General features: G+C 57.9%; 14 protein-coding genes. 3 read left to right on the top strand and 11 right to left on the bottom strand.

Going from position 1 to position 14,648, the window contains the following annotated elements; translation table 11 throughout:
• Nucleotides 1-104: 104 nt before the first annotated feature.
• Genes nqrM through IM317_RS07665 form a run of 7 tightly spaced genes read right to left on the bottom strand, consistent with a single transcriptional unit; the run spans nt 105 to nt 6,145 of the window.
• Nucleotides 105-308 carry a (Na+)-NQR maturation NqrM gene (gene nqrM, locus IM317_RS07695; RefSeq protein WP_023615899.1) on the bottom strand — a complete coding sequence of 68 codons (204 nt, stop codon included), beginning with the start codon at nt 306-308 and terminating at the stop codon, nt 105-107.
• The gene (nqrF, locus tag IM317_RS07690) at nt 308-1,531 is read right to left on the bottom strand and encodes an NADH:ubiquinone reductase (Na(+)-transporting) subunit F (protein WP_023310501.1); all 1,224 of its coding nucleotides are present in this window, start codon (nt 1,529-1,531) and stop codon (nt 308-310) included. The genes nqrM and nqrF overlap by 1 nt, the downstream gene beginning before the upstream one ends.
• A 10-nt stretch (nt 1,532-1,541) precedes the next feature.
• A complete protein-coding gene (nqrE, locus tag IM317_RS07685) occupies nt 1,542-2,138 on the bottom strand; it encodes an NADH:ubiquinone reductase (Na(+)-transporting) subunit E (protein WP_008500255.1) in 597 nt (198 codons plus the stop codon).
• A gap of 6 nt (nt 2,139-2,144) precedes the next feature.
• Nucleotides 2,145-2,783, bottom strand: coding sequence for an NADH:ubiquinone reductase (Na(+)-transporting) subunit D (locus IM317_RS07680; protein ID WP_033144701.1), 639 nt, complete (start codon nt 2,781-2,783; stop codon nt 2,145-2,147).
• A complete protein-coding gene (locus tag IM317_RS07675) occupies nt 2,776-3,570 on the bottom strand; it encodes a Na(+)-translocating NADH-quinone reductase subunit C (RefSeq protein ID WP_033144700.1) in 795 nt (264 codons plus the stop codon). The genes IM317_RS07680 and IM317_RS07675 overlap by 8 nt, the downstream gene beginning before the upstream one ends.
• Nucleotides 3,563-4,798, bottom strand: coding sequence for an NADH:ubiquinone reductase (Na(+)-transporting) subunit B (locus IM317_RS07670; protein WP_029739701.1), 1,236 nt, complete (start codon nt 4,796-4,798; stop codon nt 3,563-3,565). The genes IM317_RS07675 and IM317_RS07670 overlap by 8 nt, the downstream gene beginning before the upstream one ends.
• 3 nt (nt 4,799-4,801) lie before the next feature.
• Entirely contained in the window at nt 4,802-6,145 is a 1,344-nt protein-coding gene (locus IM317_RS07665; protein ID WP_033144699.1) for a Na(+)-translocating NADH-quinone reductase subunit A, read from the bottom strand.
• A gap of 298 nt (nt 6,146-6,443) precedes the next feature.
• On the opposite strand from IM317_RS07665, the gene dpaA reads away from it, so the two are divergent.
• Nucleotides 6,444-7,184, top strand: coding sequence for a peptidoglycan meso-diaminopimelic acid protein amidase (gene dpaA / locus IM317_RS07660; protein ID WP_033144698.1), 741 nt, complete (start codon nt 6,444-6,446; stop codon nt 7,182-7,184).
• On the opposite strand, the gene IM317_RS07655 is transcribed toward dpaA, so the two are convergent.
• Complete coding sequence (locus tag IM317_RS07655) at nt 7,155-7,922, bottom strand: class II glutamine amidotransferase (RefSeq protein WP_033144697.1); 768 nt, start codon at nt 7,920-7,922, stop codon at nt 7,155-7,157. The two genes, dpaA and IM317_RS07655, sit on opposite strands and share 30 nt — an antisense overlap.
• Before the next feature lie 46 nt (nt 7,923-7,968).
• Nucleotides 7,969-8,547: a D-sedoheptulose 7-phosphate isomerase gene (gene lpcA / locus IM317_RS07650; protein ID WP_010427884.1), complete on the bottom strand. Its 579-nt coding sequence runs from the start codon at nt 8,545-8,547 to the stop codon at nt 7,969-7,971.
• A 239-nt stretch (nt 8,548-8,786) separates the two neighbouring features.
• Here lpcA and fadE point away from each other — a divergent pair, with 239 nt between their 5' ends.
• Together fadE and IM317_RS07640 are read left to right on the top strand one after the other, a co-directional pair.
• On the top strand, nt 8,787-11,231 hold the full coding sequence (gene fadE, locus IM317_RS07645) for an acyl-CoA dehydrogenase FadE (protein ID WP_033144696.1): 2,445 nt from the start codon (nt 8,787-8,789) through the stop codon (nt 11,229-11,231).
• A 108-nt stretch (nt 11,232-11,339) separates the two neighbouring features.
• Nucleotides 11,340-12,110, top strand: a complete 771-nt coding sequence (locus IM317_RS07640) for an amidohydrolase (protein ID WP_033144695.1) — start codon at nt 11,340-11,342, stop codon at nt 12,108-12,110.
• A gap of 51 nt (nt 12,111-12,161) precedes the next feature.
• On the opposite strand, the gene IM317_RS07635 is transcribed toward IM317_RS07640, so the two are convergent.
• Both IM317_RS07635 and IM317_RS07630 read right to left on the bottom strand, forming a co-directional pair.
• Nucleotides 12,162-13,763, bottom strand: a complete 1,602-nt coding sequence (locus IM317_RS07635) for a gamma-glutamyltransferase family protein (protein WP_049016012.1) — start codon at nt 13,761-13,763, stop codon at nt 12,162-12,164.
• Nucleotides 13,764-13,772: 9 nt separating this feature from the next.
• Nucleotides 13,773-14,648, bottom strand: a complete 876-nt coding sequence (locus tag IM317_RS07630; protein WP_029739694.1) for an ABC transporter permease — start codon at nt 14,646-14,648, stop codon at nt 13,773-13,775.

The raw sequence follows: 14,648 nt of genomic DNA, 5'->3' as shown, positions 1-14,648 counted from the left end.
AAGCCCTCACTCATCACTGGATAAGTATACAGTAAATAAATGAGGGTTGAGAAGTGTGTGTGGGAATTGTCGGGTGGCGGCTTCGCCTTACCCGACCTACACGACTAAATAATGCGCTGCTGCTCGCGGGCCATTCTTTTTTTCCGCGCATCGCACGGCTCCGGGCAGTCGCAAACCTTTTCCATCCCAATAGAGGAAATACCGCCGCAGCTGCCCTGAATGCTTTTCCGCTTAACGATCCAGCCTAACGACATGCCGAAGATGACAAGCACAAACACCACAAAGGTTGCCAGAAACGTCAGCATCATCAGCCTCCAAAGTCATCGAGCAAGATGTTCTCATCTTCGACACCGAGATCTTTCAGCATCTTAATCACGGCGGCATTCATCATCGGCGGACCACACATATAGAACTCGCAGTCCTCAGGCGCCGGGTGCTGTTTGAGGTAGTTTTCATACAGCACGTTGTGGATGAACCCCGTATAGCCCGTCCAGTTATCTTCCGGCTGCGGATCGGAAAGCGCCACATGGAAGGTAAAGTTCGGGTTTTCACGCGCCAGCTGTTCAAACTCATCTTCATAGAACATCTCGCGCAGCGAGCGCGCCCCGTACCAGAAGCTGATCTTACGCTGGCTCCCCAGCCGCTTGAGCTGGTCAAAGATGTGCGAGCGCATCGGGGCCATACCGGCACCGCCGCCGATAAAGACCATTTCCGCATCGGTATCTTTCGCGAAGAACTCCCCGAACGGGCCGGAGATCGTCACCTTATCGCCAGGCTTCAGCGACCAGATGTATGACGACATGACGCCCGGCGGTGCATCCGGCACATTCGGTGGCGGCGTGGCGATACGCACGTTGAGCATGATGATGCCCTTCTCTTCCGGATAGTTGGCCATCGAGTAGGCGCGCAGCGTCGGCTCTTTCACCTCAGATACAAAGCGGAAGAGATTGAATTTGTCCCAGTCGGCGCGGTACTCATGCGGCACGTCAAAGTCCGCATAGGCCACAGCGTGCTCCGGGCACTCGATCTGAATGTAGCCTCCGGCGCGGAACGGGACATGCTCGCCTTCCGGCACCCGCAGCTTCAGCTCTTTTATAAAGGTGGCTTTGTTATCATTAGAGATAACCTCGCACTCCCATTTTTTGACGCCGAAGATCTCTTCCGGCAACTCAATCTTCATGTTCTGGCGCACCGCGACCTGGCAGGCCAGACGACAGCCCTCTTTTGCCTCACGCTTTGTGATATGCGCCAGTTCGGTTGGCAGAATATCGCCACCGCCCTCTTTTACCGTCACGCGGCACTGTCCGCAGGAACCGCCGCCGCCGCAGGCTGAGGAGACAAAAATGCCGTTACCGGAGAGCGTGTTGAGCAGCTTGTCTCCCGCCGGCGTGCGGATCTGATTCTGCGGCTCGTCGTTAATATCAATGACCACGTCGCCGGAATTTACCAGCTTCGCGCGCGCCGCCAGAATAAGCCCTGACAGCACCAGTACAATCAGCGTGAACATCACCACGCCAAGGATAATTTCCATCTGTTTGCCCTTATAGCTGCACACCGGAGAAGGACATAAAGCCCAGCGCCATCAGCCCGGTGGTGATAAAGGTGATCCCCAGGCCACGCAGACCCGCAGGCACGTTGGCATATTTCATTTTCTCGCGGATCCCCGCCATGGTGACAATCGCCAGCATCCAGCCGATGCCGGAACCAAAACCGTACACCACGGATTCGCTGAAGTTGTAATCACGCTGCACCATAAACGAGACGCCACCGAAGATGGCGCAGTTCACCGCGATCAGCGGCAGGAAGATCCCCAGCGCGTTGTAGAGCGACGGGAAATACTTATCGAGGATCATCTCGAGGATTTGCACCAGCGCCGCGATCACCCCGATAAAGGTGATGAAGTTCAGGAAGCTGAGATCAACCCCTTCCACCAGCGCGCCGTCCCGCAGCACAAAGTTGTACACCAGATTGTTGATCGGTACAGATAAGCCGAGCACCACGGTGACCGCGATACCGAGACCAAATGCCGTCGACACTTTTTTGGAAACCGCAAGGAACGTACACATGCCGAGGAAAAACGCGAGCGCCATGTTTTCAACAAACACCGCCCGCACAAACAAACTCAGGTAATGAGCCATCGTCGGTTACTCCTTTTCCTGCTGTTCTGGCTTCAGCGTACGAATCAGCCAGATCAACAAACCGATAATGAAAAATGCGCTAGGGGCCAGCAGGAACAGGCCGTTTGGCAGATACCAGCCGCCGTTCTGCACCGTGTCCAGCACCGTGATGCCAAACAGCTTGCCGCTGCCAATCAGCTCGCGCAGGAACCCCACGGTCAGCAGGATCACGCCGTAGCCCAGGCCGTTGCCGATGCCGTCCATAAAGCTCGCCAGCGGCGGCATTTTCATGGCGTAGGCTTCCGCACGCCCCATGACGATACAGTTGGTTATAATCAGCCCGACAAACACCGAGAGCTGTTTGGAGGTTTCATAGGCAAAGGCGCGCAGCAGCTGATCGACTACGATCACCAGCGAGGCGATGATCGCCATCTGTACGATGATCCTCACGCTGTTGGGGATGTGGTGGCGGATCATCGAGATAAACATGCTGGAGAACGCCGTGACCAGCGTGACCGCCAGCGTCATCACGACTGCCGTTTCCAGCTTGGTCGTCACCGCCAGAGCAGAACAGACACCCAGCACCTGGAGCGTGATCGGGTTATTGGCTAACAGTGGGCCAACGAGCACCTTTTTAACTTCTTTCAGTTCACCGGTATCAGCCATTGTTCAGCGCTCCTTCACGTACGTTTTTCAGGAAAGGACCAAAGCCCAGCTCGCCCATCCAGAAATCAAAACTGTGCTGCACGCCTTTTGAGGTGAGCGTGGCGCCGGAAAGCCCGTCAACGGCGTAGTCGTCACCGGGACGTGCCGCCCCTTTCATCACCTTCAGCGCAGGCAGGCCGTTATCGTCGAGCACTTTCTTGCCGACAAACTGTGCCCTCCAGTTAGGGTTCTCAACTTCGCCACCCAGCCCCGGCGTTTCGCCCTGGTCGTAATACGTAATGCCTTTGACCGTGCGGCCGTCGGTATCAAGGGCCACAAAGGCATACATCATTGACCACAGACCGTTACCGTAAACAGGCAGTACCACTTCCTGAATGCGTTTTTGGGGATCGCGAACCAGATAGATTTCGGCCAGGTTGCTGCGACGCTTAATCCCGGCGGGATCTTGTGATGCCTCCAGCGTCAGGCTCATCTGCGGATCTTTCAGCGCCAGCGCCTGGTTGAATTTTGCCGGGTCTTTATCCAGCAGTTCACCCGTTTTTAAATCCACCAGACGCGCCGAAATACGTTCAGCAAAGACGGCCGAAACGTCGTCCGCGCTCATTCCTTCCTGCATCAGCCCGGCGACGGCCAGGATGTTGCGCTGTTTATCCAGCGCACGTTGCTCCTGCTGCAGGGGTTTTAACCCCACGGCAGAGCCGGCCACGACAATAGAACAGACCAGACAGAGCACCAGCACCACCAGCAGCGTTTTGCTGATGCTGTCGTTATTTTTAACCTCAGCCACGCGCCTTCCTCCGCTTGATATTGGCCCGCACCACCAGGTAATCGAACAACGGCGCAAACAGGTTGGCAAACAGAATGGCCAACATCATCCCTTCCGGGTACGCCGGGTTGACCACGCGGATCAGAACGCACATCGCGCCAATGAGCACGCCATAGCTCCATTTACCTTTGTCTGTAAACGAGGCAGAGACGGGGTCCGTCGCCATGAACATCATGCCGAACGCGAAGCCACCCAGCACCAGATGCCAGTACCACGGCATGGAGAACATCGGATTGGTGGTCGAACCGATAACGTTGAACAGGGTGGCGGTCAGCACCATGCCGATCATCACGCCCGCAACGATCCGCCAGGAGGCCACGCGACCAAAAAGAATGATCGCGCCGCCAAGCAAAATCATCAGCGTAGAGACTTCTCCGATGGAGCCCGGAATGTTGCCAATAAAGGCATCAAACCAGGTGACTGGCTGACCCGTCGCGTTGTTAACCAGCGTTTCGCCGCCGTGTGCCGCCCACTGTGAAAGCGGCGTCGCGCCGGAAAAACCGTCTGCCGCCGTCCACACGAGGTCGCCCGAGATTTGCGCCGGATAAGCAAAGAACAGAAACGCGCGTCCCGCCAGCGCCGGGTTGAGGAAGTTCCGCCCGGTGCCGCCGAAGATCTCTTTGGCAATCACCACGCCGAAGCTGATGCCAAGCGCCGCCTGCCAGAGCGGTAGCGTCGGGGGAACAATCAGGGCAAACAGAATAGAGGTCACGAAGAAGCCTTCGTTGATCTCATGTTTACGGATGATGGCAAACAGCACTTCCCAGAAGCCGCCCACGACAAATACCGTGATGTAAATCGGCAGGAAGAACACCGCGCCCAGCGTCATCATGCTCAGCCAGCCCGCGTCTGCGGCGAAGCTCACCCCTAACGACTGGGCCAGACGGTAGTGCCAGTCGGACTGGATCACCTGCGCCAGCTGCTGTGCATCGTACATGTGGTGCAGCGCCGGAATGGTCTGCAGGCCGACGTTGTACATTCCCCAGAACATCGCCGGGAAGACCGCAAACCACACCAGGATCATCATGCGTTTCAGGTCGATAGCATCACGAACGTGCGCCGCCCCTTTCGTCACCAGCCCCGGCGTGTAGAAAATGGTCGTCGTTGCTTCATACAGCGGGTAGTACTTTTTGAGCTTTCCTTCGGTAAAGTGCGGCTCAATTTTTTCAAAGAGGTGTTTTAAGCCCATCGGTTATCCTTCCTGCTCAATGCGGGTTAACACCTCGCGCAATACCGGTCCATATTCATATTTGCCCGGACAGACATAGGTACAGAGCGCCAGATCTTCTTCGTCAAGCTCCAGACAGCCCAGCGCCTGCGCGCCGTCGGTATCGCCAGCAAGCAGATCGCGCAGCAGCACGGTGGGCAGAATATCCAGCGGCATGACGCGTTCGTAATTGCCAATCGGGACCATGGCGCGCTCGCCGCCGTGGGTGCTGGTTGAGAAGCTAAACAGCTTATTACGCAGGAAGTGGCCCAGCGTGGTTCGGGTGACGGAGTATTTTTCCGCGCCTGGCAGAACCCAGCCAAACAGCTCTTTTTCACGCCCTTCCTGCACAATGCTGACCTGCAAATGGAAGCGTCCCAGGTACGCGTGCACATTGGCCGCATGGCGACCGCTGAGGACCGAGCCGGAAATCAGGCGGTTTTCGCCCTCTTTCGTTTCCCCCACCAGCAGTTCGTTGATGTCAGCACCCAGCAGCGTCTTCACCAGGCGCGGATTTGCAGCCTGCGGTCCGCCGATGGCGATTATCCGTTCAGCGCAGAGCTCACCCGTAGTAAAGAGCTTACCGATGGCGATGACGTCCTGATAGTTAAGGTGCCAGACCTGTTTCGTCAGGCTGACTGGCTCAAGGAAATGGATGTGCGTCCCGACCAGCCCCGCCGGATGCGGGCCAGAAAATTCATTAAACGTGACCTGCCCCTGCGGATGCCCGCCAGGCTTGCCGCCGCCGGCCTGGCAAACGTGCACTTTTCCGGGCGTGAGGCGGGTTAGAATAGTGAGTCCTGCATCAAAAGCTTTTCGCTGCGCCAGGATAACCGGTTCCGGGTCCACGCTGAGCGGGTTGGTGTCGATGGCCGTGACGAAAATCGCGGCCGGTTCCGTGCCCGGAACAGGGGATTTGCTGAAGGGGCGCGTACGAAGCGCGGTCCATAAACCGGATGCCAGGAGCTGATCCTGAACGGCGTCGCGGTTCAGCGACGCGAGTTCTGCTATATCGTAATGGGCAAATTCACGCTTTTCATCGCCCTCAATGCGGATAACCACCGACTGCAGAACGCGCCGTTCGCCACGGTTGATGGCCACAACGGTGCCGCTCGCGGGGGCCGTGAACATCACGCCGGGATTTTTTTTGTCCTCAAAGAGCGCCTGTCCTTTGATAACGCGATCGCCCTCCTGTACCAGCATTGAAGGACGCATACCCAGGTAGTCTTCGCCCAAAATGGCGACATGACGGACACTTGCGCCTGTCGAAACGTGCTGCGCTGGCACGCCTGCAATCGGCAGATCAAGTCCTTTTTTAATTTTAAACATGTGGTTAGCAGGTTTCCATGAACAACAATCCAGTGGGCGCGAAGTGTAGCATTTTCCCCTTCACGCGGGCAGGGAATCCGCCGTCGCGCGCGCCAAATTGCGAGCTAATGCGCAAAGTTCCTGGAGCCATCGCAATTTTGATGGTTTATAAAGTAAAACTAATTTGTAAACTCACCGCCCGGCTCTTGCGAAAATCTATAGCGGTGCTAATGTGAGCGCTCCTAACAGAATAATCTGATTTCGGGTCTCTTTTGCCGTCCTGGCAAGTTGGTCATGGTTTTATCAAGGAACTAGTAGTATGCGTAAAATCGCATTGTTCATTGCGATGCTTCTGATGCCGTGCATGTCGTTTGCTGGACTGCTCAGCAGTAATAGCTCAACGACGCCGGTCAGCAAGGAATATAAACAGCAGTTAATGGGATCGCCGGTTTATATTCAGATCTTCAAGGAAGAGCGCACTCTCGATCTGTTTGTCAAAATGGGCGAGACATATCAGCTGCTTGATAGTTACAAAATTTGTAACTACTCCGGCGGACTGGGGCCAAAACAGCGTCAGGGCGACTTCAAAAGTCCGGAAGGGTTCTACAACGTTCAGCGCAGCCAGCTCAAGCCTGACAGCCGCTTCTATAAAGCCATTAATATCGGCTTCCCGAATGCCTATGACCGTGCACACGGTTATGAAGGTAAATATCTGATGATCCACGGCGCCTGCGTGTCTATCGGCTGTTATGCGATGACCGACTCCGGCATTGATGAGATTTTCCAGTTCGTGACGGGCGCGCTGGTCTTTGGGCAGCCTAACGTACAGGTCAGCATCTATCCGTTCCGCATGACGGACGCCAACATGACGCGTCACAAGTACTCATACTACGCGGATTTCTGGAAACAGCTGAAGCCGGGTTACGACTACTTTGAGCAGACCCACAAGCCACCCGTGGTCTCTATCGTCGATGGCCGTTACGTGGTCAGCAAACCGCTGAGCCACGAAGTCGTCCATCCACAGCTGGCGTCAAATTACACGGTCCCCGAGACAAAATAGCACCCACTCGCCTGGCATAATCTTTTGCCAGGTTTCGTTGCCCGTCAGCGGCTGCGTTGCGATAACAGTGACCACATCGTTCGGTGTGGTCTCCTTCTGAAAGTCTATCTCCACATCCTGATCGAGCAGCGTCGCAACGCCAAACGGCGCACGGCGGGTGATCCAGAACAGATTCGTCGAGCAGAACGCCATCACATAGCGGCCATCAGAGAGCAGCATGTTGAACACGCCTTTTTCACGCAGTTCAGATGCCAGCGTCGCGATGTATTTGAACACGGCAGTCATGTTGCCGGGCGTGCGGGGATAGCGCTCCGTCAGCTTGTGCAGCAGCCAGCAGAAGGCTTTTTCGCTGTCCGTCTCGCCGACCGGGCGGAAATTGCCCGTCTCCAGCGACTTATAGCCCGTGAGCTGCCCGTTGTGCGCGTAGGTCCAGTTACGGCCCCACAGCTCGCGGGTAAACGGATGGGTATTTTCCAGCACCACTTCGCCACGGTTAGCCTGACGGATGTGGGCGATCACCGAGCGGGACTTGATCGGGTAGTCCTGCACCAGTTTGGCAATCGGTGAGTTAAAGCTGGGCTGTGGATCTTTGAACGTGCGACACCCTTTGCCTTCGTAGAAGGTGATGCCCCAGCCGTCTTTATGCGGCCCGGTTCCTCCACCGCGCTGAACCAGCCCGGTGAAGCTAAAGCAGATATCGGTTGGCACATTGGCGCTCATCCCGAGCAGTTCGCACATACGTCACCTCCACAACAGCGGGGGCAAGAGTGCCCCCAGCGAAGTCTTACTTAACCATCTCTTTTTCGATCAGCTGGATCAGGATGTGGATCACTTTGATGTGAATTTCCTGAATACGGTCAGCATAACCGAAGTGCGGAACGCGAATTTCGACATCCGCCGTACCGTCCATCTTACCGCCATCTTTACCGGTCAGGGTGATGACCTTCATCCCTTTTTCACGCGCGGCGGCGATCGCTTTGATCACGTTGCCGGAGTTGCCAGAGGTAGAGATCCCCAGCAGCACGTCGCCTTCACGGCCTACCGCTTCAACGTAGCGGGAGAAGATGTGGTCGTAACCGAAGTCGTTGCCTACGCAGGAGATGTGGCTCACGTCTGAAATCGCAATCGCCGGGTAGCCCGGGCGGTTTTCGCGATAGCGTCCGGTCAGCTCTTCTGCGAAGTGCATAGCGTCACAGTGGGAGCCGCCGTTACCGCAGGAAAGCACTTTGCCACCGGCTTTGAAGCTGTCGGCCAGCAGGACCGCTGCGCGCTGAATAGCGTGAATATTGGCATCATCTTTCAGAAAGTTCGCCAGCGTTTCCGCCGCTTCGTTCAGTTCGTTACGAATAAGATCCTGGTACATGAGGATAATCCTTCAGTATTGATGAAATAACACAGTGGAGTGTACCGGATAGCGGGAAAAGCGAGAAGCTAAAGCCATGCGAATCGTCCGGCGTTTTGATTTTTTGTGCCGGCTAAAACGCGAACAATGTGAACCAGGTTGTAATTATTTTGTAAACACATTGCTAAAGGAAATAACATCAACTACAACCATATCATCACAAGTGGTCAGACCTCCTACAAGCAAGGGAGCTTTTCTTTATGATAATTTTGAGCATTCTCGCAACCGTTGTTCTGCTCGGTGTGTTGTTCTATCACCGCGTAAGTTTATTCCTGAGCAGCCTGATTCTTCTGGCCTGGACGGCTGCGCTTGGCGTCGCAGGTCTCTGGAATATCTGGCTTTTAGTCCCTCTTGCCATCATCCTTCTGCCGTTTAACCTGGCCCCGATGCGTAAATCAATGATCTCTGCGCCGGTGTTCAAGGGCTTTCGCAAAGTGATGCCGCCCATGTCGCGTACTGAAAAAGAAGCGATTGACGCGGGCACCACCTGGTGGGAAGGCGATCTGTTCCAGGGCAACCCGGACTGGAAAAAGCTGCATAACTATCCGCAGCCGCGTCTGACCGCTGAAGAGCAGGCCTTTATTGACGGCCCGGTGGAAGAAGCGTGCCGTATGGCAAACGACTTTGCCATCACCCATGAAATGGCCGATCTGCCGCCGGAGCTGTGGGCGTATCTGAAAGAACATCGCTTCTTCGCGATGATCATCAAGAAAGAGTATGGCGGCCTGGAATTCTCCGCTTACGCTCAGGCTCGCGTCCTGCAAAAGCTGGCTGGCGTCTCCGGGATCCTGGCGATTACCGTTGGCGTGCCTAACTCCTTAGGCCCGGGCGAACTGCTGCAGCATTACGGTACGGAAGAGCAGAAAGATCACTACCTGCCGCGTCTGGCACGCGGTCAGGAAATCCCTTGCTTCGCGCTGACCAGCCCGGAAGCGGGTTCCGATGCAGGCGCGATCCCGGATACCGGCGTGGTCTGCATGGGCGAGTGGCAGGGCGAGCAGGTGCTGGGCATGCGCCTGACCTGGAACAAGCGTTATATCACCCTGGCGCCAATCGCCACCGTGCTGGGTCTGGCCTTTAAGCTCTCTGACCCGGAAAAACTGCTGGGCGGCGAAGAAGATCTTGGCATTACCTGTGCGCTGATCCCAACCTCTACCCCAGGCGTTGAAATTGGTCGCCGTCACTTCCCGCTGAACGTGCCGTTCCAGAACGGTCCGACCCGCGGTCAGGACATCTTTGTGCCGATTGACTACATCATCGGTGGCCCGAAAATGGCCGGTCAGGGCTGGCGTATGCTGGTGGAATGCCTGTCCGTGGGCCGCGGAATTACCCTGCCGTCGAACTCAACCGGCGGTCTGAAGTCGGTCGCGATGGGGATTGGCGCGTACGCCCACATCCGCCGTCAGTTCAAAATCTCCATCGGCAAGATGGAAGGTATCGAAGAGCCGCTGGCGCGTATCGCGGGCAATGCCTACGTGATGGATGCCGCTGCATCGCTGATTACCTACGGCATCATGCTGGGCGAAAAACCGGCCGTGCTGTCCGCGATTGTGAAGTACCACTGTACCCACCGCGCGCAGCAGTCGATCATTGACGCGATGGATATCGCAGGCGGTAAAGGCATTATGCTCGGCGAAGGCAACTTCCTGGCGCGCGGCTATCAGGGCGCACCGATTGCCATCACCGTGGAAGGGGCAAACATCCTGACCCGCAGCATGATGATCTTCGGTCAGGGCGCAATTCGCTGCCATCCGTACGTGCTGGAAGAGATGGCTGCCGCGCAGAACAACGACGTGGATGCCTTCGATAAGCTGCTGTTCAAACATATCGGTCACGTGGGCAGCAACAAGGTGCGCAGCTTCTGGCTGGGCCTGACGCGCGGTCTTACCAGCGCGACGCCGACCGGCGATGCGACCAAACGTTACTACCAGCATCTGAACCGTCTGAGCGCCAACCTGGCTCTGCTGTCTGACGTCTCCATGGCGGTGCTGGGCGGTAGCCTGAAGCGTCGCGAGCGTATCTCTGCCCGTCTGGGGGATGTACTGAGCCAGATCTTCCTGGCCTCTGCGGTCCTGAAGCGCTACGACGACGAAGGCCGTCAGGAAGCGGATCTGCCGCTGGTGCACTGGGGCGTTCAGGATGCGATGTATCAGGCTGAACAGGCGATTGACGACCTGCTGGCGAACTTCCCGAACCGCTTCGTGGCGGGCGCTCTGCGCGCGGTGATCTTCCCGACCGGACGTCACCACCTTGCGCCGTCCGACAAGCTGGACCACAAGGTGGCGAAGATCCTGCAGGTACCGAGCGCAACCCGCTCCCGCATCGGTCGTGGTCAGTATCTGACGCCGACGCCGCATAACCCGGTGGGACTGCTGGAAGAGGCGCTGCTGGACGTGATGGCTGCCGATCCGATTCACCAGAAGATCTGTAAACAGCTGGGCAAAAACCTGCCGTTTACCCGTCTGGACGAACTGGCAAAACAGGCGCTCGCCGGCGGCATTATCAATAAAGATGAAGCTGCGCTGCTGGTGAAAGCCGAAGAGAGCCGTCTGCGCAGCATTAACGTGGATGATTTCGAGCCGGACGAGCTGGCGACGCAGCCGGTAAAGCTCCCGGAGAAGCACCGCAAGCCTGAAGCGGCATAACGCGTTTCGCTTATACAAACCCCGCCTCGCGCGGGGTTTTTTATTGCCACATTTTCTCGTAATGACGTGCTACAGTGTCAAAAAGCGGTCTTTTGAGGAGTCTGTATCGTGCCTGGTTTGAAGATTTCTATTTTGCAGCAACCTTTAGTGTGGATGGATGGCCCCGCCAACCTGCGCCACTTTGATCGTCAACTGGAAGAGATTACCGGGCGCGATGTGATTGTCCTGCCGGAGATGTTCACGACCGGCTTCGCCATGGAAGCGGCACAACAGTCAATGCCGCAGGATGAGGTGGTCGCCTGGATGCATGCCAAAGCACAGCAGACCAACGCGCTGATCGCGGGTAGTGCTGCGCTGCAAACGGATCGCGGGCCGGTGAACCGCTTCCTGCTGGTGGAGCCGGAAGGGAAAGTGCATTTTTACGATAAACGCCACCTGTTCCGCATGGCGGATGAGCATCATCACTATGAAGCGGGTCACGAGCGCGTGGTGTTCAAGTGGCGCGGCTGGCGTATTTTGCCGCTGGTCTGCTACGACCTGCGCTTCCCGGTGTGGTCGCGCAACCGCAACGATTACGACCTGGCGCTGTATGTTGCCAACTGGCCTGCACCGCGCTCCCTCCACTGGCAGTCGCTGCTGGTAGCGCGCGCGATTGAGAACCAGGCGTACGTGGTGGGCTGTAACCGCGTGGGAACCGACGGCAACGGGCATCACTACCGCGGCGACAGCCGGGTGGTGAACCCGCAGGGCGAGATCATTGCCACCGCCGAGCCGCATCAGGCGACGCGCATTGATGCCGAGCTGTCGTTGACGGCGCTGCAGGAGTATCGCGAGAAGTTTCCGGCCTGGCAGGATGCGGATCCGTTTAGCGTTGGGTGAAATTTTCCCCTCACCCCGCCCCTCTCCCAACGGGAGAGGGAGGATAAAACATTAACTCACCAGCGCCTGCCCGTCTTTACGGCTTTCCGTCGCGGCCACGTAGTGCCCTTCCGGCAGGCGATAAATCACCTGCGCCCCGCCGAAGTTGTAATCCTGAAGCGGATCTTCCACCACGATCTGATGACCGCGTTCGCGCAGCGCGGCGATGGTATTGCGATCGAAGGTCGATTCAACGATCACCTCCCTGCCCTGCACCACGCGCCAGCGCGGGGCATCGATTGCCGCCTGTGGGTTTTGCCCGTGCAGCATAATGCGCAGCGCCATCTGCATGTGCCCCTGCGCCTGCATCGGGCCACCCATCACGCCGAAAGACATCAGCGGCTGGCCGTTGCCGTCCATCGCAAAGCCCGGAATGATGGTGTGGAACGGTCGCTTGCTGCCCGCCAGCGCGTTCGGGTGATTGGGATCCAGCACAAACCCGCAGCCCCGGTTTTGCAGGCTGATCCCCGTATCCGGCACCACAATGCCTGAACCAAAGCCCATGTAGTTGGACTGAATAAACGAAACCATCATCCCGCTGGCGTCGGCGGTGCTGATGTAGACCGTGCCGCTCTGCGTCGGGGAACCGTAAACGAAATCAGAGGCGTGCTCGTGATTGATAAGCGCCGCGCGCGACTTCAGATAATGGTCGCTCAGCAGCTCTTGCGCCGCGAACGCCATATGGTCTTCATCCGCCACGTAGCGGTCGAGATCCGCCAGCGCCAGCTTCATCGCCTCAATGGACAGGTGCAGGGACTGCACGGAATCCGGGTGATGCTTCTCAATGCCGCACTGCTCCAGAATGCCGAGCGCAATCAGCGTGGCGATCCCCTGGCCGTTTGGCGGCAATTCCTGCACCGAACCGCCCGCGAAGTCGCGCGACAGCAGCTCTACCCAGTCCACGCGGTGGTTTGCCAGATCTTCAGCCGTCAGGTGCGCGCCGTGTTCTTTGGCGAAAGCGGCAATTTTCTGCGCCAGCTCGCCGCGGTAAAAGGCTTCACCGTTGGTGCGGGCAATCAGCTCCAGCGAGTTCGCCTGCGCCGGGTTACGGAAGATTTCCCCCACGCGCGGGGCGCGGCCTTCCGGCGCGAAGCAGGCGCTGAAGCCCGGCTGATCTTTCAGCTTGCTATAGCCGCGCTGCCAGAGATGGCCAATCAGCGGGGAGACAGGGAAACCGTTGCGCGCGTAGTCAATGGCTGGCTGCGCCAGGGTGGTCAGCGGCAGCGTGCCGAAGCGTTCCGCCAGCGCGACCCAGCCGGATACCGCACCCGGCACGGTCACAGCGTCCCAGCCAATTTCCGGCACCGCGTTTTTACCGGCAAACAGATCCGCATGCCAGCTTGCAGGCGAACGACCGGACGCGTTGAGGCCGTGCAGCTTTTCGCCGTCCCAGACGATGGCAAAGGCGTCGCTGCCGATCCCGTTGCCGGTCGGCTCAACCACCGTCAGCGCCATCGCGGTGGCAATCGCCGCATCAACGGCGTTGCCGCCCAGCTGCAGCATTTTCATTCCCGCCTGCGCCGCCAGCGGTTGCGACGTGGCGACGGCGTTACGGCCCATCATTGGCGGGCGGCGTGAAGCGTAACCGGATGTAAAATCAAGCGCTTTGGTCATCATGACTCCTTAGTCGTGGCGCGGATCGAGCGCATCGCGCAGCCCGTCACCGAGTAAATTAAAGCCCTGCACGGCAAGGAAAATCGCCACGCCGGGGAAAACGGACATCCACGGCGCCTGCTCCAGAAACCCTTTCGCGGTGTTGAGCATGGAGCCCCAGGACGGATTGGGCGGCTGCTGCCCCAGCCCCAAAAACGACAGGCTGGCTTCGGCGATAATCGCCGAGGCAATCGCCAGCGTGGCCTGCACCAGGATCGGCGACATCACGTTCGGCAGGACGTATTTAATGATGATCCAGCGATCCGGCAGGCCAATCGCCCGCGCGCCGTCGATATACTCTTCGTTGCGAATGGCGATCACCTGGCCGCGCGTCAGGCGGGCGAAGATCGGCATCGCCGAAAGACCGATGGCGATCATGGCGTTCGTCAGGCTCGGGCCCAAAAACGCCCCCAGCGCGATCGCCATGATCAGGAACGGACAGGCCAGCAGCGCCTCGATAAACCGCGAGATCACGCCGTCCCACATCTTCTGGAAGTAACCCGCCACCAGCCCCAGCGGCACGCCGATGACCACCGCGATAACGACCGACATACAGCCTGCCATCAGCGAGGTGCGCGCACCCCAGATAATGCGGGATAAAATGTCGCGCCCCAGCTCGTCGGTGCCGAACCAGTACATCGCCGACGGCGCTTTGCGCACCGCCAGGAAGTTGGCTTTGACCGGGTCAAACGGGGCGATCCACGGCGCCAGCAGCGCCACCAGCACAAAGAATCCCACCACCACCGCGCCAATCACCGCGCTTTTGTTGGCGAGGAATTTCTTCAGCACCCGGTTCTGCGCGCGCGGCAGCGCGGGCGTAACGGTTTGCGTCGTCAGTTCCGCCAT

The organism is Enterobacter cloacae complex sp. S3, assembly GCF_014930495.1.
In the GTDB taxonomy this organism is placed as follows: Bacteria; Pseudomonadota; Gammaproteobacteria; order Enterobacterales; family Enterobacteriaceae; genus Enterobacter; species Enterobacter asburiae_B.
Note: the sequence above shows the minus strand (reverse complement) of the source record. Positions and strands in the feature narration are given on the sequence as shown.

What these genes read in the sequence shown, in the direction of transcription:
- IM317_RS07635 (WP_049016012.1), bottom strand. Translation starts at nt 13,763, where the DNA reads ATGACCAAAGCGCTTGATTTTACATCCGGTTACGCTTCACGCCGCCCG.
- IM317_RS07630 (WP_029739694.1), bottom strand. Translation starts at nt 14,648, where the DNA reads ATGGCGGAACTGACGACGCAAACCGTTACGCCCGCGCTGCCGCGCGCG.
- dpaA (WP_033144698.1), top strand. Translation starts at nt 6,444, where the DNA reads ATGCGTAAAATCGCATTGTTCATTGCGATGCTTCTGATGCCGTGCATG.
- IM317_RS07665 (WP_033144699.1), bottom strand. Translation starts at nt 6,145, where the DNA reads ATGTTTAAAATTAAAAAAGGACTTGATCTGCCGATTGCAGGCGTGCCA.
- nqrM (WP_023615899.1), bottom strand. Translation starts at nt 308, where the DNA reads ATGATGCTGACGTTTCTGGCAACCTTTGTGGTGTTTGTGCTTGTCATC.
- nqrE (WP_008500255.1), bottom strand. Translation starts at nt 2,138, where the DNA reads ATGGCTCATTACCTGAGTTTGTTTGTGCGGGCGGTGTTTGTTGAAAAC.
- lpcA (WP_010427884.1), bottom strand. Translation starts at nt 8,547, where the DNA reads ATGTACCAGGATCTTATTCGTAACGAACTGAACGAAGCGGCGGAAACG.
- fadE (WP_033144696.1), top strand. Translation starts at nt 8,787, where the DNA reads ATGATAATTTTGAGCATTCTCGCAACCGTTGTTCTGCTCGGTGTGTTG.
- IM317_RS07680 (WP_033144701.1), bottom strand. Translation starts at nt 2,783, where the DNA reads ATGGCTGATACCGGTGAACTGAAAGAAGTTAAAAAGGTGCTCGTTGGC.
- IM317_RS07670 (WP_029739701.1), bottom strand. Translation starts at nt 4,798, where the DNA reads ATGGGCTTAAAACACCTCTTTGAAAAAATTGAGCCGCACTTTACCGAA.
- nqrF (WP_023310501.1), bottom strand. Translation starts at nt 1,531, where the DNA reads ATGGAAATTATCCTTGGCGTGGTGATGTTCACGCTGATTGTACTGGTG.
- IM317_RS07655 (WP_033144697.1), bottom strand. Translation starts at nt 7,922, where the DNA reads ATGTGCGAACTGCTCGGGATGAGCGCCAATGTGCCAACCGATATCTGC.